Genomic DNA, 23456 nt, shown 5'->3' with positions numbered 1-23456 from the left:
ACTATTTAATCCCTGAATGAGCCATTGTGTTCATTACTTTGCTTTGCATAAATATAAATATTAAAAGATTTGGTATAAACATTATTAAAGCTGATGCGGCTGCCATACCTTGCCCTGCAATTCCTGTATTAGCTGACGTTAATGTTGACATATAAAATGCAAAGTTCTTTAAAGATTCATTATTTATATATAAAGTTGAGGGTTCTATATTATTCCATGCTGTTTGGAATGATAATATTGCAATAGTAGCTAAAGCCGGTTTTACTAATGGCATAACTATTCTAAAAAATATAGTCAAGTCACTTGCTCCATCTATTTTAGCTGCCTCTATAAGGGCATCTGGAAGTTGATCCATAAATTGTTTTACCAAGAATATTCCCATAGGCATTGCAAGCACTGGCAGAATATGTGCCCAAAAATTATCTATTAATCCTGTTTTTACTATTATTAAATATCTAGGAATTCCCACTGCTATTGGTACAAACATTAATGCAAGGGTATTTATTTCAAATATAATCCCCTTTAATTTAAACTTCTTTTTGGATAATGCAAATCCAGCTAGTGCACTTATTACAATTGTTAAAACAACAATCAATAAAGTTGATGTTAAACTATTAAATAAATATCTAGTAATAGGAACTCCTGATAAATCCATAGCTGCAAAAAGACTATCAAAATTATCAAAAGTAGGGTGACTAACAAAAAATCTTGGTGGATATGCAAATAGCTCATCCATAGGTTTAAATGCATGTGATATAATATAAACTATTGGTAATCCCATAAATATAGCCATAGGTATTAATACTAAATAGAACTTTATCTGGCTTTTATCAAATTTATCAGGATTTATTTTAGTACCATGAAAACTTGCCATTTAAATTCCTCCTAACTAATCATTTTCTCCGAATAATCTCCAAACAACTTTAGAGCTTAACCATATCATCAATAGTAATGCAACGGATATAGCTGCTGCATACCCCATTTCATATCTTATAAATCCAAAATCTTCTATATGGTTTACTATCAGTTGCCCTGAATATTGTGGTGTCGGATTAGCACCCGAAAGCTGAACTCCTATTGCCCCCGCCTGGAAGGTTCCAACAACAGCCATTACTGCTCCAAATAGCATTTGAGGCTTCATTGATGGAATAGTTATATGAATTATTTCTTGGAATCTATTAGATATTCCATCTATATATCCAGCTTCATATATCTCAGTATCAATATTCAGAACTCCAGCAAGCATTGCTAGGAATCCAACGCCCATGCTACTCCATAAAGTTACTATTATCATAATTATCATAAGGTATTTAGGCGATTGTAACCATTGTATTGGATCAGTTATTACTCCTAGATTAATAAGTACACTGTTTAAATACCCTGTTTGGTCACCACTAAACAAAATAGTCCATACTACAGTCATTGCAACTCCTGCTGTCATAGATGGAGAGTATAATATCAAAGCTAGTATTGTTCGTGGTTTTTTAGGTATTTGTGCAAGCATCCATGCTAATATGAATGAAAGAAAATAACCTACAGGTCCAGCTATTAACGCAAATTTTATGGTGTTAGGTAGTACATATTGCATAAATTCTGAATCTTGAGTTAGTAAAGTTATATAATTTTTTAATCCTATAAAGCTCGGTGCTTCTACAGCATTAAAATTCGTTAAAGAAAGTCCCAAAGCCATTACAACAGGTAAAACAATAAATAATATAAATAAAATTAAATATGGACTTAAAAATAAATAAGCATTTAGAGCTTCTTTGTTTTTTTCACCTTTATTAGTTTTTCTTATTCTATTTATTAATTTGCTGCTTTTAATTGTTTCAGCTGATTTATCCATATTACTACTCACCCCAACTTTCTAATTTTTCAATTGTTGGAATTCTATATTGTTTTATTATTTTGCCATCTTTCATATATCCGAACTCTTCTAACTTACGTTTTAATTCTCTATTCATGGTGATTACAGCATTATCAATTGCTGCTCTTGGATTTTCATCATTAAATACTATTTTACTCCAAACATTACTTAATTCTCTTTCTACCATATAACCACCTGGTAATTTTGGAACTTCTATTAGCCACTTCCATTGCTCTAGTATAGCATTCTTATCTTCTTCGTCTATTGGAAGCTGTTTAAATGCTTCTAAGTTAGCTGTACTCCAAACATATTCAGGTCCATAGATATTTTGTAATTGATATGCAAAATTTACTTGTGTATCTGTGGATAGCCACCACTTTAAGAATTCCCAAGCTTCTTCTTTATTTTTTGTGTCTTTGAAAATCATACTTGATTGTGCTGATCCAGTAGCCCATCTCTTTACAACTCCATCTTCTCCTTCAATTCCTGGATGTGGAGCTAAGGCCCAAGACCCTTCTAATTCTGGTGCAGCATTTTTAAGTTTTAAATAATTTTCCATATTTCCTATTCCAATAGGTAATGTTCCATATCTAAAATGATTATAGAAATTAGGTACTTGCAGAGGTAATCCATATATACTAAATATATCTGTCATTAATTTTATTCCATTTAAAGCTTCTTCTGAATTTAAATCTACTTCCATAGACTCTTGATTATATATATCTCCACCATTTTGATATATAAATGGAGCTGTAAACATAAATGGTTTAGATCCTGCTGATAATGCAAGTGGAGTATAATAATTCATACCATACCTTTGTAATTCAGGTAATATTTCTATAACCTCATTCCATGTATCTGGTACAGGAATTCCTAATTTACTTAATATATCTTTTCTATAAAAAGTTACATAAAAATCTTGCGTTTCTGGTAATCCATAAACACCGTCTTCCATCATGTAGGATATTAAAGCTCCTGATGAAAAGTTTCCTATAATATTTTTGAAATCTTCAAATTGTGTTAAGTCTAATGCAGAATTTCTTATTGCAAACTCATATGGAATAGTAGTACTTAAACCCAATGCTATATCTGGCTGTGTTCCTGCTGAATTGGCTAAAACAAGCTTTTGCTCATTTGGCATTACAGAAAAGTTAACTTTTATTCCCGTAGTACTTGTAAATTCTTCATCTGCTATTTTTTGCAGTATATCTACATAACTTCTTGCTCTATTTACCCAAATGTTTAAAACAACTTCATCTTCTTTAGCCTCCACTTTCTGCTTAGAAACAAAAGAATGCGCAAATCTTTTTATGCCTTCTGATACTTTTTTCAATATTGAAGTACTATATTCTGGTAATTTCATATCATCTGAATATAAATATATTTGATCTAACATTAATGGTTGTGATTCTAATAAAGCTATTACATCTCCTAGCATTTGTGATGCTGAGCCTGATCCTTCAGATAGTTGTCCAAGTTTATTTGGTAACTTATTAGGGTCAGAGGCTAATTCTCTTAACTTATTAATAGCTATCTTTAGCTTATTAAACTCCTCAACATCTTCACTACCATTTTTCTCTATAGAAAGCTGTAATTCTTTTTCTATGTTATCCGCCATAGCAATTAAATCTTTTTCTATACCAGGTATATAATCTGTTATATCCCAATCTCTATAGGGATCATCATTGTTTCCAATTATCTTTTTAATTTCAAGACTTAAATCATTAACATCACTCATAACTTCAGATAATGTTGTGATAATATCATTATGGGTACTAGCATCTGCTTCTAATCCTATCAAATGCGTACCTTTTTCTAAAAATATTTCAAAATTCCCATTTTCATTTCCAAAAGAAACTGTTTGCCATTTTTTTGTACTATTAAAAGCAAAGGATTTTGCTTCTGCAAATGGAATTTTATTGTCTATAGTTATAGTTCTATATACTTTAGCATTAGTTTTAGAATCTTGCTTGATCTTAAATGCTAGGTTATATAGCCCTGATTCTTCAACTTCAATTTCATAATAAACTGTTTGACCACTTTTTTTACTATTAAAAGTGTTTAATAATAATTTATTTGTATCGTATGGTGATACTGCTATATCCCTACTTGAATAGGCTCCAGATGCAGTATTGTTTTTATATTTATTCTTTTCACCTTCTTGTATAATTAATACTCCAGTTTTTTTATTTTTATTTTCTAACCCATTTCTATATTCTTCATATGTATCATACTTAATTGGTGCTGATATAGTTATATCACCTATTAAAATCTCTCCACTACTTCCTAAAATTTCAATAGTATTAATTCCTGCTTTTAGTTTAATCTTTAAATTTTCTGGTTCCCTATAACTTGAGTCTCTAAAGCTTGTATTAAGCCATGTTTCTACTTGTTTTTGAAGTGGCATCACTTCGTTACCATTTCTATCAAATTTAAAATCTAAACTTTCATTTTCCCATAATACTGGAAAAACAAATCTTCTTGCCTCAAAGTATTGAAATTCATCATTTACTTTAATTTGTCCTTGTATTGGAACTAATCCATTACTTAATGGAAAATAATCTACACTAAGTTCATATAGTCCTTCTTCTTTTGTCTCTATTTGAAATTTTACTGATTGATCTTTTTTTAATTCTACTACCTTTTTACCATAACCCCTTGAATCTTTTTTATCTAAAATGCTCTTATTATTGCTTACCGTAAATTCTTCTGAATATATTTTGGAGTAAAAATCATCACTGACTTTTACTCCTTCATTTCTCCAGGTAGAATAAACTGTAGAATATCGCTCTTCAATAACATCTGTTTTTTCTTGTGTCTCTCCTAATACCCTTATAGAGTCTCCAAAAAAAGTAAAACATAATACCATGATAATTAATGGAATGATCTTAAATCTTTTGAGCACGATATTCTACCTCCTTAATCCAATTATTTTCTATTATTTTTCTACTACTTTTTGAATTGCTTCATTTGCTTCTTTATAATTTTGGTTTGCTAAATCATTTATTTGTGATAAATAATCTTCTGGTTTAGTAGTTCCTCTTACCATATCAAATATTACATCCCCAACGTTTGCATTTTCTTTATCACCAATCTTAACGCCAGTTGGTGCTTCCCATCTTGATTTCACATATCCAGGAACAACCTTAACAGCTTCAACTATACTATTATCTAAGTTTTCGTAAGCTTCTAGAACTCCAGGAATATTATTCCAGTTAAAGTACTTTTCATTAACTTCAGTATCATTTAATATTGGAAGTGATCCCCATGCTAAGTCATTAGCTTCTGCTAATTCTATTCTCTTTAAAGTACCTTCTTTTGAGAATGTCATCCATTTTGCAAATTCATAAGCTTCTTTTGCATGCTCAGATTTATTTGAAATACCCATATAGTCATTAACTATAACATTCTTATTGTTTGGTAATCCAATGAATTGTGCTGAGAAATTAGCATTTTTTAAATTGTTAGCTGACCAAGTTCCATCATATCTTATAGCAATTTGACCTTGTAACCAAACTTCTTCTTCATTAGTTCCATTGAATTTATCTTTTTGCTCTTGTGGTAAAGCATCGTACACTAATCCATTTTTAACAAAAGAATTTGCTTTTTCTAACACTTCCTTGAATGATGGATCTGTAAGATTATAATTTTGACCATCAAATGTATACCATCCATATTTTTCATTTGTTAATGCTGGATACCATTCAAGCATTGATAATTCAACACCCAACCCAGCTACATTTTTACTTGGTTGATTCATAGCCTTTATAGCTGCTTCTAAATCTTCAAATGTATATCCTATTTCTGGTTGCTTTACATTTTCTCTTTCAAATAGATCTTTATTTACTACATATCCAACTAAAAATTGACCTGCTGGAATTGCATATGTTCCTTTTCCTACTTGTGTTGACTCAACAACTGGTTTTGATATCTTGCTCCAGTCTTTATCATCTTTAATAAATTCACTAATATCCATTAACCATTCATTTGATAACCCTGTAGGTATATTTTGTAACATAACTACATCTGGTAACTTTCCACCAGCAGCTGCAGTTGTTAATGAATTCCCATAATCTGCCGTATCTATATAATCTGCAATAACAATGTCTATATTAGGATTTTGCTTCTCATATTCTTCTATCATTCTTCTTTCTATATTGTTTTCTTCTTCTGTAGCAAGGTTCCAGTTAATATAAGATATTTGAATTTTTTCACCTTGATCCTTACTTTCTTTTTTCCCACATCCCACAAAAATAGATGCTGACATTACGGCAGCTAATGCTAATGATAAATACTTTCTTTTCATTATTAATTCCCTCCATACTCTTTTTTGTTATATACATTGTTAATATATTTTATAAAATAACTTTTGCGAAACGTTTTTTTAGATAAGAAAAAAAATTCCTTTTTGGATTTTCATTGAAAATTTAGATTATCCTTAATAATATGTATTTTTTTTCTTTTCTTTGTGTTTTTTTACTATTTATTCGAAAAAACATTATAACTTTTCACAAATGATATTGTTTACAGATTTTATTATACCACATTTGCTATACATTTCAATATTTTTTCAAATATAATTCGAAATGTTTCGAATTATATTTGAAAATAATATTTTATATCTTATACTAATTTAATCCTTATGATATTTTCGTCTTTCGTAAGTAAATTATTTACTTTATTTCTATTTATTTTTACTCCAGATTCTCTATATAAGTTTTCCAAACTAGAGGTTTCAACTTTGATACCATTAATCAAGACTTCTTGTATTTCATTATTTCCCTTAACCTCATATATAAATATTGCCTTTTTATCTCCAATTTTATAACTAAAGTTCAATCCGTCTAAATCCGTAGGTATAATAGGGTCTATTATTACGTCTTCTGCTGTAAACCTTAGCCCTAAAACATTAGATACAATTTGATTTAAGTATATTCCTGGACCACTTGAATATATTCTCCATCCAGCCTTAACCTTAACATCTCCACTACGTAACTTTGAGAAATTTTCTTGGAATTCATAACGATTATTAAAGCATCCATCTGAACTACTAAAATAAGTATTACTTTGACGAATTTCTGCATTTTTTACTTCATCTTTTATATTTATTGGATTTATTGTAAAAATACCTTTCCATGCATCTTCTGCTCTTCCGAACTTAGCCATTGATTCTATAAATCTTATATGTGCATGTACATATTGTAATCCTATTTCACGACCAACATTTGATGCCTGTTCTGCACGTTGGAAGAACTCTATTACTCCACCTTTATAGGTTGCTGGATTATTCATTAATCTTACTCCATCAGGACACATTAAATGCTGTTCTATAAGTGCAATATTCTTTTTAGCTTGTTCTTCACTTACTAATTCACTTATTATACTTCTTGTCATAGGTAGTAATCTATAATTTATTCCTGTTTTATTATCATCTGGATGCAGCATATACTCTATTTTCTCTGAATCCTCACAATAAGCAAAACCAGCTATAACTCCATCTTTTATTAAAAGACTATTAAAATCATCCTTTATTCTATTTGCCATTTCCATTAATTCATTAGAATAATTTTCTTCTTTATCAATTAAAACTTCTGATAATTGTTTAATGCTTTGATATGCTAACGCCATAGTCCAAGAACTTACTAGTTTTTCTTTCAATTCCTTATTAGCTGGCTGTAACGTATCGTCCCAATCTCCACCTGCATAAGATATTAACGCTGTGTCATATAGGAACCTGCCCTTTATGCTCATTATTGCTTTTTTAACATGTTCTAAAATGGTCTCTTTCTCTGATATCTCTCCATGTGGGAAATGTCTATACTCTACTTCTTCTTCAAGAATAGATATATCTCCTGTAGCCTTTATATAATCTCCAATAACCTTTAAAGGCCAAAAAACTACATCACCATGACTGTCATCTTGCTGCATATTATAATTGTCAAACATGAACCATTGTGGCCATTCACCAGTTTCTTTAAATTGATGTCTAAATATTTCTTCAATTATGTTTCTTGATAGCTCAAAATGCTGAGTTGCCATAAAATATTCTAATGGTCCTTGGCAAACATCACGAGTTCCCCAAGCAGCTCCCCCTGGTTGCTCTAATCCATGTGGTACTGCATAATGGGTTAATGCATTATGTGTATACCACCAGAATATCTCATTAATTTTATCTATATTGTATTCAGAGTTTTCTTTTTCTATTGAAAGATTGAACCCACAAGTTAATCTTGTATATAACTCTTCAAATTTTTTCTTTTCTATTTCTATATCATAACATTCTAAAACTTCATCTCTACTATTGTCCATGCAGCCTTGAATCACTATTTTGAAATTTGATGTATTATCTGTCTTAATTGTTAATAAGGTACCATTTCTAGCTTTTCCATCTTCATAGAATATAGAATCATTACCCACTTCAAATTTTGCTTCAAGTACATTCATGTTATAGTGTATTTCTGGACAATTACTATATAAAAATGTATCTTCTTCTGGTGAAATAACTATTTTATTATCTACTCTTATAACCTTGCATGGTTGTTCAAATTCATTTGATCCCATAACTAGTTGATTTGTTATTAGGAATTCATATTCTTTATTATTTTCTGATTTGACAGTAAGAATTATATCAGCCTTATCCCTAGCTGCATAAGATTCAATTATTATCATATCATTTTCCAACTTATAGAACCATTTTGAGTGATTTACTCCTAATTCATAAGCTGCTGGCATAGTTAATATTCTAAACTTATTCTCATATTTTACATAAATACGTTGACCTGAGTTTTTTAAAATATTTAATAATCCTCTTGTTGTTGACATTAGTTTATTTAAACTTGTATTTCCACAAACTACCTGTGCATTAAATACACCAAACATATAATTTGTTGAAGTAATTAACCCTGAACTAACTCTCATTTCATCAATTCCAGTTGTAATTATATGTCCATGAGGACGCTCAGTTTCTATTTCTTTTTCTTGAAGAATTATATGTCTATGATCATTAGTAAAGAAGGACACTAGTTTTCCATGGTGTACTTCCTCCATCATTCTATTTGGAAAATATCTATCTATTTCTTCTTTAGTTAATGTGCTTGATGTTAATACATCTCCCGCAAATTCATCTTTAATCTTTATATCTTCACTTCGTATTAATTTATCTTCTTCTGTAGAGTTATTTAAAGATTTTAATGCTAAATTTACTTCATCACTAAATTCTATATCTGTAACTGCTAACTCATGGTTTGCTTTAAATACACCATAGAAAGTTACATTTGATTTATTATCTAACATAAACGTTTCTGTTTGAAGTGCAGTATATGAAAGTTCATATTGATAATTTACATTTGGTAAATTCTTATCCAAAAGTTCTGGTTCATCAGTTAACTTATATTTCTTCCCAAAAAACTGCATACCATCAGTAGAGTATCCAATTATCTTTGTATTAGTTGATCCTTGTTGTAAATATGGAAATTTATTTCCTTGGCTTTGATTTTGTCTTGAACTAACTACAAATCCATTTACACCTTCTATAACTTTATGATCTAAATACTGACTCATGTATAACTCATTTGTTATAGTGCCACCTTTGTTAGCTACACTTATATCCTGGGCATATAATATATCAACTTTCTTATTACTTCCTTTAAGGTCAATGTTCCAAAACCATATTGATTCATTAACCAATTTAAATACAACTTCATAATTTATGCCCTTGCATTCACCACTCCATACAGCTTTGTCATTATTATATCTAAATTCACTTGAAGACTTAATTCCTAGTAATGGAAAAACTTCTATTCCTTCTTCTTCATAGACTCTTAAATAAATATTATTAGCAGATCCAGTAATTGTATTGCCTAAAAATTGATTTATTAATATATCTTCACTTAAAAATTGAAATATATCTCCAGTTGGTAGAAAATCAACTTTAGTATTATCTTTACTAAATGAAATCAGTTCTACATTTTGGTCTAATATCATTTCGTCATCTCCATTCTTAAAATATTTTAATAACTTATCAGTTATAATTACTTAATTAGTTTTCGAAACGTTTCTATAATTCGATTAAATTATAACATCATCCATATTAAAATGCAATTGTTTACAAGACTTTTTTTAATTTTTATAATTCTTTAAACATAAAAAGAGCATATTAAGAAGATATCCCTCTAAATATGCTCTGAATTTTAAATTAAAATAAATCTGGTAAATTTGGCTTCTCGTCCGATTTACTTATAGTACTTATTTTAACATCCTTTGATAAACTAGATGTTACTATAGAATTTGTTAAAGTTTCACTTTGGCTAGATTCTTTAATTCTTGCCTTATAAATAACTAGTATTTCTGTATCATTATTTAATCCATTATCTTTGATATTATTAATAGATAATTTAAAATTATTTCCTCCTAAACTATCTATTTTTTTATTGATATCAGGTATCTCTATAAGCTTAATATTTCCAGATGAATCTTTTGAAACTGTATAGATTTTTATATCATTTTTATTTACAGTATTGAATTTGTTATCTATATTTAAGTTAAGGTCAACACTATTTCCACCTACTACAAACTTAGAGCCAAAATTTACTGTTGAGCCTTGAGCCATTTCAAAACTTGAATTATCATTGCCTTGTTGGATATTTATTAAATTATTTTCTATTCCATTATATAATCCATGAGTTAAGTCTTTCACTTCTTGCTTTACTGTAACTGTAGGAGTAGTTATATTAGTAGTAATAGGATTTCCTAAAATACTTTTATATACCATAATATTATCTGCCTGCCTACCAAAAGAATAACTTCCACTTGCAAGATTATTAGCTTTTAATTTAATCTCTATTACATTGCCCTCTGCATGATAATTATTATTTTGAGTTAAATTATATACTATAGTTGGAATCTCTACTATTCCTATATTCTGCTTACCACTTTCTGTAGATCTTATAATTCCTGATACTGGTTCAAAATCACTTCCTATATTTAAGTTTATAACTGGCTTAAATTCATAAGGTTTAGCAGCTGCATATGAGACTATTTTTTCTCTTACTAAATCCATTCTCGAATTATTTATATTATTGTAATCATTATTTATGTTAAAAATGCCCTCAGATTTACCACCTAAATCACTATGAAGTTTATATAGATTTTTATTTAAATTCTCAGTTTCTAAAGATAAACTTACTATATTATAGCCTTTATTCTTTATATTATCAGAAACTTGTTTATTATAGTTAATATCATTATTAGATATTATTACAATATTTTTTGTTGCTGTAGGTCTAGAATTCCTTTCTAACTCTTCATATGCATTATTTAAAGATTCACTGATATCTTTTGTTGAAGATTCAAATATACTACCCTCTTTTAAATTATCTATAGTAAGTCTAATATCATGATAATAGTTATTTGAATTCTCAAAGCTTTTTAATGATGCCTCTTTTTTAGTTTCATTATTATTAAAAGTTATTAAAGAAAACTTGGCCTTCTTTTCATTTTGAAATGGATCTGTTAACTTATTTTTAATACCATTTTTTAAACTATCTAAATTTCCTTGTTTTCTACCAAGTTCTACAATTACAACAACATCTATATCTCCTGAATTAGATGAATTGTTATATACAAAATCTTGTGGACTTATCTCATATTTAAGAGTTATTTCTTCATCTTTTTTAATTTCCAATTTATTTTCACTTATAAGCTTAGCTGAAATATTAGGTAATTCATTTGATATTATATCTACTTTTACATCCACATTTGAACTTACAGTCAGCTTTTCATTTTCAAATAGAAAATTAACATCTATCCTATCCAATATGGATTGTAAGTTCCCAACTTGACTACCCTTTACTATAAAACTAAAACTTACAGGTTCTGCATGATATCTAACTTTTCCTGTTACTGTATCTTCGGATATCTTATTATAAATTATATTTCCAACCTTAACCTCATTTCCACCTATATTAAGATTAAATGATTGATTTAAATCTATATCTAAAGAAATTTCTTTAAGTTCATAGCCATTCTTTATATTTTCTGCTATTTCATTAAATATTTCTGTTATTGAACCATCACTTTTTGAGAAGAAACCATCACCTTCATTTGGATCTATATCACTTGCTAAATTCTTCATAGATGAATGTATCTGTTTTAAATATGTGCTTCCTGAACTATCTAGCCCATAACCAATTGAATAAGCATTATATTGCCTAGCTCCTATTTGATCTTTAGCTAAATCTAAAGTATATATCATTGTATCTTTATCTGTCGAATTACCTTGCCCATATATTTTTGGATTTGTATCATCTAATTTATCATATTTAGAATAATATGTTGGATTTCCATCTGTCATTAAAACTACAGTTTTATTTGCACTACTATTTCCCTTATTCAATAAATATGTTGCTTTTCTTAAGCCTTCTCTTATATTAGTTCCACCATTTGCATTTAGCCCATTAATAGCTGTAATTAATGATGAATCATTAGCAATTTTTAAATCTGATACTATTGTTGCATCTGACGCATATTTTATTATTCCAATTTTCAAATTAGGTACACCTTGCATAGACTCAATAAATGATTTTGCTGCTTTTTTTAGTTCACTTATCCGAGTGGAATTGTGATTTTTGCTAGTTGTGGCATGATCAACACAATAATTTTCTACCCATTTATGACTAGTTGGTATAGGAAATCCCCAACTCCATTCTATATTAGAATGATTAGGTTCACTACTTCCATGCGATGTACAATATCTTACTCTTTCACTTGTGCAAATATCTTCTATTTCATACTTCATACTACCAGAAGTGTCTAGGACTAGAACTATTTCCTTAGGTTGTGAAGTTGTTTCAAAGTCTTCAGGAACTATCTTTCCTGAAACTAATATATCCTCTCCTACTTTTGCAGGATTTGGTGTGGCACTTAAATTTGTAATTGTAAAATTGGGTTTTGATGCTATATTACTTGCTTTTGCATTAATATTATTAAGGGATATTAAAGTTGTTATAACAAATAAAACTGTTACAATACTTATTATCTTAAATTTCTTTTTACTAATCATTTTATCCCCTCCCCATATCACTTATTTCTAAACTTAACTATAACACTTAGTGGCATAGTTACATCTGAATATCCTTTTTTCTTATTTAAAATTAATGAAATTTCAAGTCCTGTAGTTTCTTTAAAATTTCCTGTTGGCTTCATTCTATAATCTATTGGCCTAATCTTAAATTCAGTAATATTAGATGATAAAACCTTTGGAAGACTTAAATTTGGATCTGAAATCTCAGCTCCACTTGCATCAACCTTTTTTAATGTTAATGTACTATTTCCCTCGTTATATATAAATGTGAAGTATTCTAATCCTATTTTAAATCTTAATTCAGTAACATCTAATTTTCCATTACTATCTGTTATTAATCCTTCATAATTATATTTATTAGCCTCCGTAAGCATAGTATCATTAAGTTTGCTGATTTCCTCTGCTTGTGTTCCATATAGTAATAATTCTTTTTGAATTGTCTCTGATTCTAATTGAAGGTCAGAATTAATTTCTGTAGTTGTTAATGTTTTACTATTACTAAAGAAGAAAGTATACACCACTCCAAGAACTACAACTGTTAAACTTAATGTAATTATAAGTTCTAATATAGTAAAACCTTTTTTCCTTTTTCTCAATAATTCCACCTCTTTTATTTAACAATTCTCCATAAAGATCTTTCTAGGAATTTGTCAGCACTATATAATTCTGAAGCTGAAGTAACTTTTATTTCTTCTCTCTTACTTTGTGATTCATTAAATATATCCTTTAAAATATCATAATTTAAAGTTAATATACTTCTCATAACTTGAGGATCATAGGTTATAGTTCTCTCACCAGTACCTTCAAAATTAATGTTTCCTGTAGTTATTATATTTCCCGTAAAATCAAAATTTCCTTTTATAGTTATATTTCCATTAGTTATAATTAAACCCTTTTTAACTTCTTTATCACTTATTTTATTATTTTCTATTACAATATTTTCATTATTTCCGCTTAATATAACTACTCCATTTTCATTTTTTATATTTTGAATATTTATATCTTTAACTTTATCAAAATTTATTTGATTACTAACAGTTCTTTTAACTTCCTGCCCATTATATAAATTTTCAAACCCTGTAGCATCTCCCATAGCAAATACATTTCTAGCAAATTCATTTCTTTGCTCATTTACTAAATTTAAATCTTCGCTTGTTATATTAGATTTTTGTATATTTCCACTACTATCTTTAACACTTGTTCCAACAGATTTAACAGCTCCCTTAAGATTTACTCCACCATCATTAAACTTGTAATGATTAGTATTTTTAGAATAATACTCCGCAAAATAATCTGCCTTCATAGATGGATTAGATTGTTCATTTTTACTTTCTAATAATTGCAATGGTGAATAATACTTTAAAGAAACATTATCTTTTCCATTTAAAATATCTTCAACGTCAGTGTATGCCAAGTAATTTCCCTTTACAGCTACTGACTCGCCTGTTTGATATTTATTTCCACTTTCATCTGTTGCATTTAAATAAGCAACTCCCATAATATACGAATCTTTATTTACTGTTATTGTTGAAGTTTTACTTGTATCATTTACAATTATACTACTTGAATTTAAAGCTTTATTTGCTGTTAAAACTTCTGCTGTCTTTTCATTAATTCCATAAAAATTATTTTTTATCATTATATTACTATTTGTTGCATTTAAAGCTAAATCATTATTTACAATAACATTCTTTTCAAAAGATATATTATTAGATTGTGAAACATTAGAATTTATAGATTTACCTACATAAATATTTTTAGCATATATGTCTCCATCTACTGATGCTTCACTTACTGCGTTGTTTAAATGAAATGTATTTGAAGTATATATATTTCCATTTATATTGAACTTTGTATTTTCTAATTTTATTCCACCTTTATACTTTTCAAATGTGTATTCTGGATTATCACCTAAATTTTCATTCCCTTTAATCCATATATCTCCACTTATTGTTAAATTTCCATTTGATAAATCCATGTTACCATCTGCAGTTATGGCTTTGCCATCAAAAACAGGATATATGTTTATTGAAGTTATCTCTGAATTATAATCTGGCGCTGTTACTACATATTTTGTAGTAACAGTTTTCTTATTTTTAAGCTCACCTTCGCTATTTTCAAAGGTTGATTTTAACTCTATAGTTATATTACTTACTTTTCCATTATTAGTGTTTTTAATATACCCGCCTTCTGGTATTTCAATTATAAAGCTATTTTCTCTATCAATTATAGCTGATTCAAATTGTAATGTACCGCTTTCAAGTATTGATTTTATATACTTCCTTTCTAAAATTAAATATTCTAAAATATCAACATTTTTAGGTACATTATTAACATTAATTGTTTGTTTATTTTTTGTGATTAAAAATTCATAAAATTTATCTTTAAATAATTCATTTATCTTATCTTTACTTCTATCTTTATCATCTAATTTTGTAAATTCCTTTTTAACTTCTTTATCTGCATATTTTATGGCTTCTTGTGAGGTTTTTATTATTATATTTTCAACTACATCTAATCCTGAGTCTGCTTCATAAAGATTTTGAAGTTTTTTACTTTCATTTATTCTCATTTTATAATCATTTGCTGTAACTGCTAATATAGTTGTCCCAGTTGTAAATATAACTGCCATTACTACAACCACTATTACAAAGGTTGAAGCTTTTTTCTTTTTTCTTTTTTTCACCTCTAATTCACCACCCATAAATTTATTCTATATATAAGTTTTTACTTGAAGATCCTTCAAATAATATGTTTTCATCATTATCTTTTACTGTAACCTTATAGTTATACATATTAGCAATTTGATTTTTATCTACTTCATTTTCTTCATAAAGAATTATCTTTCCTTTACTTGAATATAAATTTAACTTCCCTAATGTACCCTTATTTTTAATAAGATATATCTCAATAGTATTACTTGTATCATTCTTTATTTCTATATTTGTATTCTTAGTATAAGTACTATCAAGATATAAAAGAAGTTTATTATTAATTGGTGCTACTTTTGTATTATCTATAATTGGACTCTTATTATTTTTTTTATAAACTTTTAAGTTAAGATTATTACTTAGTTCAATCATTATATCTTCATTATCAATTGAACTACTATTAGCTATATTGGAAGCTAATTGTATTTTATCAACTCCATTTTCTTTTAAAAAGTTAAGTCTAAAATCAGCATTATTATATTCACTTAAATTATTATTATCATCATATTGAAAATTAATATCTTTTTGTATTTCTACATTAACTTTATAAATTCTTTCATTTGAACTTTCAGGCTCTAAAGGACTTCCATATATGGTTCTTTCAAAATCTCCTACAAAAGTATTTCCAGTTAAGTCTTTAACTATTTTATCACCATCTAAAAGTTGAAAATATCTTTCCCCAGCATCATTTCTTAAAATTATTTTATCGTAAGCCTTTAATTCTTCTAGCACTTTTTGCCCTACATAACTTGCCTTTTGTCTATACTCTGAATCCTTATTATTCTTTAAGCTTGACATTACAAGACCTGATAAAGGCACTATTAATATTGATAAAAGGGTAACACTAATTATTACCTCAATTAATGTCATCCCTTTTTTTGCTTTAAGTTTATTATTTTTCATTACTGACACCTACTTTTTAGTTACATTTACAGTATAACCTTCGCTTGTTACTGTAACTCTAGGATTTGAAGTATCATCATCTTTAACTATTATCTCAACATTTTTATCTGTATTATTTATAATCTTTAACTTTATCCCTGAATTATCAGAAGTTCCCACTCTACTTTCACTTAATATTTCAAGTACTATATCCTTTGATTTTGAAGTAAATTCCTTGCCTTGTGATGAATTATCTTTAGGATAATATGATGTGGAAGTTTTATATTTATAATATGTTTTTCCATCTATCTCATCAAAGGCTACTTCTACCTCTTCTGTTTTATCATTATCACAATAAATATAGCTTTCTCTTGAATCATCCTTAGCTTTTCCTATTGTTACTGTAGGTAATTCTGATGTAGATGATCTAAGCATCATTACAAAGTCATTAACATCTTTTTCAGTACTTTGTTCTTCTATAGTAGATGCATATGCACCACTTGCTGCTCCGCTACTAAATAAAACTTCTTTTCCATATACATTATTTAATGTCCATATTAAATATTCCATATCTTCATCAGATAATTTAGGAACTGCATGGAATTCTAAATTCATAATTCCAGATAACTCGTCTTGAGATTTTGATGATATTGATATATTAGTGATTACTACTTTTCTCTCATAATTTTGTACTGAAGCAATAAAACTTTTTAATACTTCATAATTTCCAGAGAAATTTATTGCAACCTTTAACTGTTCTGATGTTGCATTATTTTCTGAAGTACTACTTTGAGATTGTTGTTCCCCGCTATTTGCAGTTACTTCATTATTACTATTTGAATTATCAGAAGTACTCGCTCCTCCATTATATTCATCTACTAAAGCCTTTAAAGAGCTTTCTGCCTTTTGTATTTCTGGTGATACCATTTTTTCTACTGATGCTACTTCTATAGGACTAAAAGCAATATTCCCTTTAAGTCCACTATCAGTTAATAGCTTGTCTATTTCTATTATAATCTTTTCCTGCATTATAGTTGGATATAGCCTTTTAGATTTATCTAATACATTTGCTTTTAATATCTTTAAGTTTTCTTCTTTAGAATCTAAATTAGCTATAGCATCCATTACTTCATTATATCTTTGCTCAACTTGGTTTTTTTCTGCTCTTTTATTATTTAACTTTTCAACTTGCTTAACATAAATAAATTGATAATAAACAAAACATATTAATACAGCTAACAGAATTCCTATTAAATACTTTTCTCTCTTACTTATATTCATATTATTCAACATCCTTTAATACACATTTTATATCAAAGGTATATTGCTCATCCCCTGATATTCCACCAATATATACATCTTGTATAATATTTAATTTCTTTAAGTTATGCTCTATTTCTCCTATTGCAACTCTACTTGTTGAAACAGCTTGAATAGAAATTTCTGTATTTGTTATGTTTATGCTATTAAAAGTTACTTCTGTTGGTAAACTTGAACTTAGTTTATCTAGTAAATCAGTCGTTACTACTTCTCTTGTATTTAAAGCACCAACTATTTTACTAAGCTCTGTATCATATTTTGTTAATATATCATTTTTTTTGCTTATATCATCCCATTTAGAAATTTTTTCTTTTACATCTTCTTGTTCTAGCTTTTCATTATAATTTTTTATCTTATTATTAAGTAATAGTATATTTGTACTATTCCAAGCTAATGTACCAACTATAACTACAGATAAAAATCCTGCCATGGAGTAAACATAAATATTTTTATTTTTTTGTTCTTTTTTCTGACCTTGATAAGGTGAGAAAAAGTTCATATCTCTTATCATAAATGTCTCCTCCTACAATCTTATAATAGCACTTATAGCATTTAGATACTGCCCAAGATCTTCATTAATTAAATCCTTAGATGTAAAATCTATATTAGGAATATCTTCTATTTTATCTACAGAAATATTTATTTTATTTTTAACATATATGTCTATATGCTTTAAATTAGAAGTTCCTCCATAAATATAAAGCTTATTTATTGTTGTATTTGATTTATTGCTGTAGAATTGAAGTATTCTTTCCAATTCCTCTAATATATCATCAACAGATTTTCTTATAGTTAAGTTTAAAACATCTTCTTCGTTATCTTTCAATAAATCTCCATCTTTTATCTTTAAAGATTCTGTTGATTTTATTGACATATTTAAACTTTGGCTTAAGGCATAATCTATATTATCCCCACCAGATTTTATCATCCTTGTAAAATCTAATTTGCCATTTTTAAATATTGCCACATTAATAGAGGTAGCTCCCATATCAACAAAAGCAACAGTACCCCCTATGGTTTGCCCATTCTTTGATGTATATTGTGAATAGTTAGCTAATTTATTTATTGAATTATAAGTTACATCTAAAGCATATGGATTTAATTCTAAAGCATTTATTACGTTGTAATAGGTATTAGCCATTCTTTCTGGAAATGAAGTTACATTAATTTTTAACTTTGCTCCTGTATCATCAACAATTTCATCTAAAACTATAAATTGAATTATATAATCATCTAAATTTATGGGTAAATATTGTTGTATTTCATATCTTATAACAGTTTCCATTTCCTCTTCTTGAACTACAGGTATTAAAATATCTCTATTTATTATTGAGGATGAATTAGTTGTAAAAATAACATCCTTAGCTCTTATACTATTTTCCTTTATTAAAAAGCTTAATACATCTATAATAGCTTGAGCATTTATTATTTTTCCATCAGCAATACAGCCTTCTGGTGTTGGTATTTGAACAACCTTATTTAAACTTAGCTTATCTTTTTGATACTTACCTTCAGCTACCTTTATAAAATTGGTTCCTAAATCTATAGATAAAACAGGCCTAGATTTTTCCTTAAGCCTACCCTTTTTTTCAACCTTATTAACTTCATAAGAAGAATTTACATCCTCAGACTTATCTTTTTTAAAAAGTTTTCCTATGTCCTTTACGTCCATACTACTTATTTCCTTAATCTTTGATAAGTTGAATTTTTTACCTGGCATTAAATCACCCCATTTTACAATTGATAATTAACAATTAACGATTAACAATTATTGTTGATTTTTAGATTAGCTAAAAATCTTTTTATATAAGCAAAATGCAGATTGAACCTGCATTTTGCTTTTAACTTATATATTAGTCAACTGATGTTGCTGCAACTGGAAATAAAGGAACACTACCTGATGCAGCATCCTGTGCTGTTTCCATTGTTATTACTGCATCACCTTTTGTTACAACAACTTTAAATACATTATAACCCTTTGTCTTAGGTGCAGGTGAATTTTGAAGATAATTTTCTATAACATTATCTGCATCCTTAGTACCGTCTACATAATAAGTTCCATCAGATAATTTACTATCTGTCACAAGGGTTGCCACTGAATTAGCAATAGTTTTTGAATTGGCTACATCAGATTTAAATGCAGCATCTTTTCTAACCTCACCAAACTTTGGAATAGCTAAAGCTGCTAGTATAGCAATAATTGCTATAACTATAATAAGTTCAATAAGGGTAAAACCCTTCTTTTTCTTTTTGTTGTTAGTGTTCTTAATCATAATAAATCCTCCTTTTATTTTTGCTTATAGCTTTATATTAATTTTTAAATATAAACATTGTTTATATCAGTTCACAGTGCACAATTCACAGTTCACGGCTTTATTCAGTGCACAGTTGTCAGTGCACAATTCACAGTTTTACTCAGCTTTTAAATTTATAATTTAAAAACCTTTTTACCTGTTATCTGTTATCTGACACCTGTTACCTGACACCTGTTTCCTGTTCCCTGCCACCTATTCCCTGTTATCTATAAAATAACTAACTGTGCTCTGTGCTCTGTGCACTGTGAATTGTGAACTAAAAAGTGCTTTGCACTTTTACATCTGAGTGTACATATCAAACATTGGAAGCATTATTGAAATTACTATTCCTCCAATTACTACTCCCATGATAACTATTAGTAGCGGCTCTATTAGTGAGGTTGTTGTTTGAATAGCTTGTTCAACCTCATCATCATAAAAGTCTGCTGTTTTGTTTAGGATATCATCTAGTGAGCCTGATTCTTCTCCTATTTTTATCATTGAAGATAGCATTTTAGGGAAAATATCATTTTCTCTTATAGGAGTACTCAATCCATCTCCTCTTACAACTCTTTCTCTTATTCTTAAAATTGCATCTTCTGCCACTTTATTTTCTAGTACTCCTGCAACAGTTGGCAGTGCTTGCACTAAAGATACTCCTGATGCTAATAAGGTAGATAAAGTTCTTGTAAATCTAGATACTATTATTTTTTTATTTAAATTTCCTATAATAGGAAGCCTTAATTTTAAATTGCTTATAGTTACTACTCCATTTGAACTTTTTTTGTAAATATTAAAAATTATTACCATGATTACTATTGTTAGTATTATGATAATTAAGTTATTGCTTAGAAATTTACTTGTGCCAAGCATAAATCTTGTTATCAAAGGAAGGGTTATACCTTCACCTTCAAACATTTCCACAAAGGTTGGCATTACGAAAGTCATTATAAACATAACTGCTACCAGTGCAACTATGCTAAGTACAGTTGGATATGTCATTGCTGACTTAACTTTATTATTTATTTTATTTTCTTTCTCAAAATGTACAGACATTCTAAGCATCATTTCATCAATATTTCCACTAACTTCGCCAGACTCTACCATACTTATTAAAAGTTGAGGAAAATGCTTACTGTGCTTAGCCATTGATTCTGATAATAGTTCTCCTTTTTTAACATCATCCTCAATAGTTGATAAAATTTCTCTTAATTTCTTATTTGGTATTTCCTTTGATAAAATATTTATACAATTAGTTATTGTTACACCTGCATCTAACATAGTATAAAATTGTCTGCAAAATATTGCTAAATCCTTTGTTGTTACTTTCTCAAATAGCTTAAATTCTATTGACTTGCTCTCAACTATTTCTTCTATCTTTAAAGGATAATATCCACTTGAAGTTATCATATTTATTACATCATCTTTTGAACTACCTTCGAATTTCCCTTCTATTTTAGTTCCATCACTCTTCATAGCCCTATATTTATAATTTTTCATAACTTCTTATCACCCCTTATATATCCCTTAATAATGTTACAGTTGCAAGTTCTTGTATAGTTGTTGTACCATTTAGAACTAATATTTTACACTCCTCTGCAAGTGTTGTCATACCATGCCTCATTGATATATCCATTAAAATATTGGAATCTCTCGTTTTATTAATTGCATCTCTATGTTCTCTTGTTATTTCCATTATTTCATATACACCTATTCGCCCATTATATCCAGTATTATTACAATGTCCACATCCCTTACCATGATATAACTTTAGAACTTCCTTACTATCAACATTAAATATTGACTTTTCATAATCAGATGCAATGTATTCTTCTTTGCAGTTGTTGCATATCTTTTTTACTAATCTTTGAGCTATGATTCCTGAAATTGAAGTGGCAACTAAATATGGCTCAACCCCCATATCAACTAATCTAGTCATTGAAGATGGTGCATCATTAGTATGTAATGTGCTTAGCACTAGATGCCCTGTTATAGCAGCCTTTATAGCTATTTGTGCAGTTTCTTCATCTCTTATTTCTCCAATCATAACTATGTCTGGATCTTGTCTTAATATACTTCTAAGTCCACTTGCAAAGGTTAAACCAGCCTTTGTATTTACATTAACTTGGTTAATTCCATTTAATGTGTATTCAACAGGATCTTCTATTGTTACTATATTTACATTATTAGAATTAAGTTCACTTAATATAGTATAAAGTGTAGTTGATTTTCCACTTCCTGTAGGTCCTGTTACTAATACTATTCCATGAGGACTAGATATTATATTGTTTAATTTTCTGAGATTTTCTTTGCTTAATCCAAGACTTTCTTTACCAACTTTATAACTATCTCTATTTAAAATTCTAATAACTACCTTTTCTCCATTTACAATTGGAAGTACAGATACTCTAAGATCTACATCAGTATTTCCTACTTTTGTTATTATTCTTCCATCCTGAGGTACTCTTTTTTCTGCTATATTCAAATTTGCTAAAATTTTTATTCTTGTTATTAGTGGAGCTAAACTTTCTATGCCTAGTGTATTAATAGTGGTTAATTCACCGTCAATTCTATATCTTATCCTAATATCCTTTTCATATGGTTCTATATGTATATCTGATGCTCTCATTTCTACTGAATTTCTAAATAAATATTCAATCATTTTAACAACTGGAGCATTCTTTACGTCATCAATTTCTTCTACATCTAATGATATATTCTTTGCTTCTAAACTTTCTTTTAAAAGCTCCTCTGCAGCTTTATTAACTTCTTCGCTGCTATAATTTATTTTAACGAATTTATCAATATCCCTTTTAGGAGCGATAAAAGTCTTAACACTTAATCCCGTTGATATAGAAATATCATCTATAGCAAATATATTTAATGGATCCGATAATGCAACCATTATTTTATCTTCTTCAAATCCAAATGCAATTAAATTATATTTATTACAAAGATTTTGGGGTACTATCTTAATTGCTCTTTTATCAAAAGCAACATTATTTAAATCTATCTTTTTTATGCCTGTTTGAGCTTCTATGGCATTTATAATATCTTCCTCTGATACAACACCACTTTCAATTAGCACTTCTCCCAACTTCTTACCTAAAATTTTTTGAGTTTTCAATGCATTTTGAAGTTGAAAAGGAGTTATTTTTTCTGCCATTACCAGGATGTCACCAAGTCTTTTCTTTTGAACTATAGCCATAAACTCCCCTCCGTAGTTTAATTTTAATTATATTTTTAAAAATTCTTCCTTTTTTGCCCATTATTTGTTTATTCTAATATTAATATAGCTTTAT

General features: G+C 28.3%; 15 protein-coding genes. All 15 read right to left on the bottom strand.

Features of this window, described 5'->3' with window-relative positions; genetic code table 11:
• Position 1: 1 nt before the first annotated feature.
• Complete coding sequence (locus AAT22_RS02325; RefSeq protein WP_047000106.1) at positions 2-874, bottom strand: carbohydrate ABC transporter permease; 873 nt, start codon at positions 872-874, stop codon at positions 2-4.
• Positions 875-889: 15 nt separating this feature from the next.
• Positions 890-1846 carry a sugar ABC transporter permease gene (locus tag AAT22_RS02320; RefSeq protein WP_084820706.1) on the bottom strand — a complete coding sequence of 319 codons (957 nt, stop codon included), beginning with the start codon at positions 1844-1846 and terminating at the stop codon, positions 890-892.
• Between the two features lie 4 nt (positions 1847-1850).
• The gene (locus AAT22_RS02315) at positions 1851-4772 is read right to left on the bottom strand and encodes an extracellular solute-binding protein (RefSeq protein WP_052953888.1); all 2922 of its coding nucleotides are present in this window, start codon (positions 4770-4772) and stop codon (positions 1851-1853) included.
• A 33-nt stretch (positions 4773-4805) separates the two neighbouring features.
• On the bottom strand, positions 4806-6173 hold the full coding sequence (locus tag AAT22_RS02310) for an extracellular solute-binding protein (protein WP_052953887.1): 1368 nt from the start codon (positions 6171-6173) through the stop codon (positions 4806-4808).
• A gap of 317 nt (positions 6174-6490) precedes the next feature.
• Positions 6491-9850, bottom strand: a complete 3360-nt coding sequence (locus AAT22_RS02305; protein ID WP_047000105.1) for an amylo-alpha-1,6-glucosidase — start codon at positions 9848-9850, stop codon at positions 6491-6493.
• Positions 9851-10061: 211 nt separating this feature from the next.
• A complete protein-coding gene (locus AAT22_RS02300) occupies positions 10062-12926 on the bottom strand; it encodes a vWA domain-containing protein (protein WP_047000104.1) in 2865 nt (954 codons plus the stop codon).
• Positions 12927-12943: 17 nt separating this feature from the next.
• On the bottom strand, positions 12944-13552 hold the full coding sequence (locus AAT22_RS02295) for a prepilin-type N-terminal cleavage/methylation domain-containing protein (protein WP_242849776.1): 609 nt from the start codon (positions 13550-13552) through the stop codon (positions 12944-12946).
• Positions 13553-13557: 5 nt separating this feature from the next.
• Positions 13558-15633, bottom strand: coding sequence for a hypothetical protein (locus AAT22_RS02290; RefSeq protein ID WP_047000102.1), 2076 nt, complete (start codon positions 15631-15633; stop codon positions 13558-13560).
• Positions 15634-15655: 22 nt separating this feature from the next.
• A complete protein-coding gene (locus AAT22_RS02285; RefSeq protein ID WP_047000101.1) occupies positions 15656-16561 on the bottom strand; it encodes a prepilin-type N-terminal cleavage/methylation domain-containing protein in 906 nt (301 codons plus the stop codon).
• A gap of 9 nt (positions 16562-16570) precedes the next feature.
• Positions 16571-17821 carry a hypothetical protein gene (locus tag AAT22_RS02280; protein WP_047000100.1) on the bottom strand — a complete coding sequence of 417 codons (1251 nt, stop codon included), beginning with the start codon at positions 17819-17821 and terminating at the stop codon, positions 16571-16573.
• 1 nt (position 17822) lies between these two features.
• Positions 17823-18371: a PilN domain-containing protein gene (locus tag AAT22_RS02275; RefSeq protein WP_047000099.1), complete on the bottom strand. Its 549-nt coding sequence runs from the start codon at positions 18369-18371 to the stop codon at positions 17823-17825.
• A gap of 12 nt (positions 18372-18383) precedes the next feature.
• Positions 18384-19580, bottom strand: coding sequence for a type IV pilus assembly protein PilM (pilM, locus tag AAT22_RS02270; RefSeq protein ID WP_047000098.1), 1197 nt, complete (start codon positions 19578-19580; stop codon positions 18384-18386).
• A gap of 133 nt (positions 19581-19713) precedes the next feature.
• Positions 19714-20133 carry a prepilin-type N-terminal cleavage/methylation domain-containing protein gene (locus AAT22_RS19505; protein ID WP_047000097.1) on the bottom strand — a complete coding sequence of 140 codons (420 nt, stop codon included), beginning with the start codon at positions 20131-20133 and terminating at the stop codon, positions 19714-19716.
• A 318-nt stretch (positions 20134-20451) separates the two neighbouring features.
• A complete protein-coding gene (locus AAT22_RS02260; protein WP_047000096.1) occupies positions 20452-21654 on the bottom strand; it encodes a type II secretion system F family protein in 1203 nt (400 codons plus the stop codon).
• A 16-nt stretch (positions 21655-21670) separates the two neighbouring features.
• The gene (locus AAT22_RS02255; RefSeq protein WP_047000095.1) at positions 21671-23362 is read right to left on the bottom strand and encodes a GspE/PulE family protein; all 1692 of its coding nucleotides are present in this window, start codon (positions 23360-23362) and stop codon (positions 21671-21673) included.
• Between the last annotated feature and the right edge of the window lie 94 nt (positions 23363-23456).

Source organism: Clostridium sp. C8 (assembly GCF_001010885.1).
GTDB lineage: Bacteria > Bacillota > Clostridia > Clostridiales > Clostridiaceae > Clostridium > Clostridium sartagoforme.
Note: the sequence above shows the minus strand (reverse complement) of the source record. Positions and strands in the feature narration are given on the sequence as shown.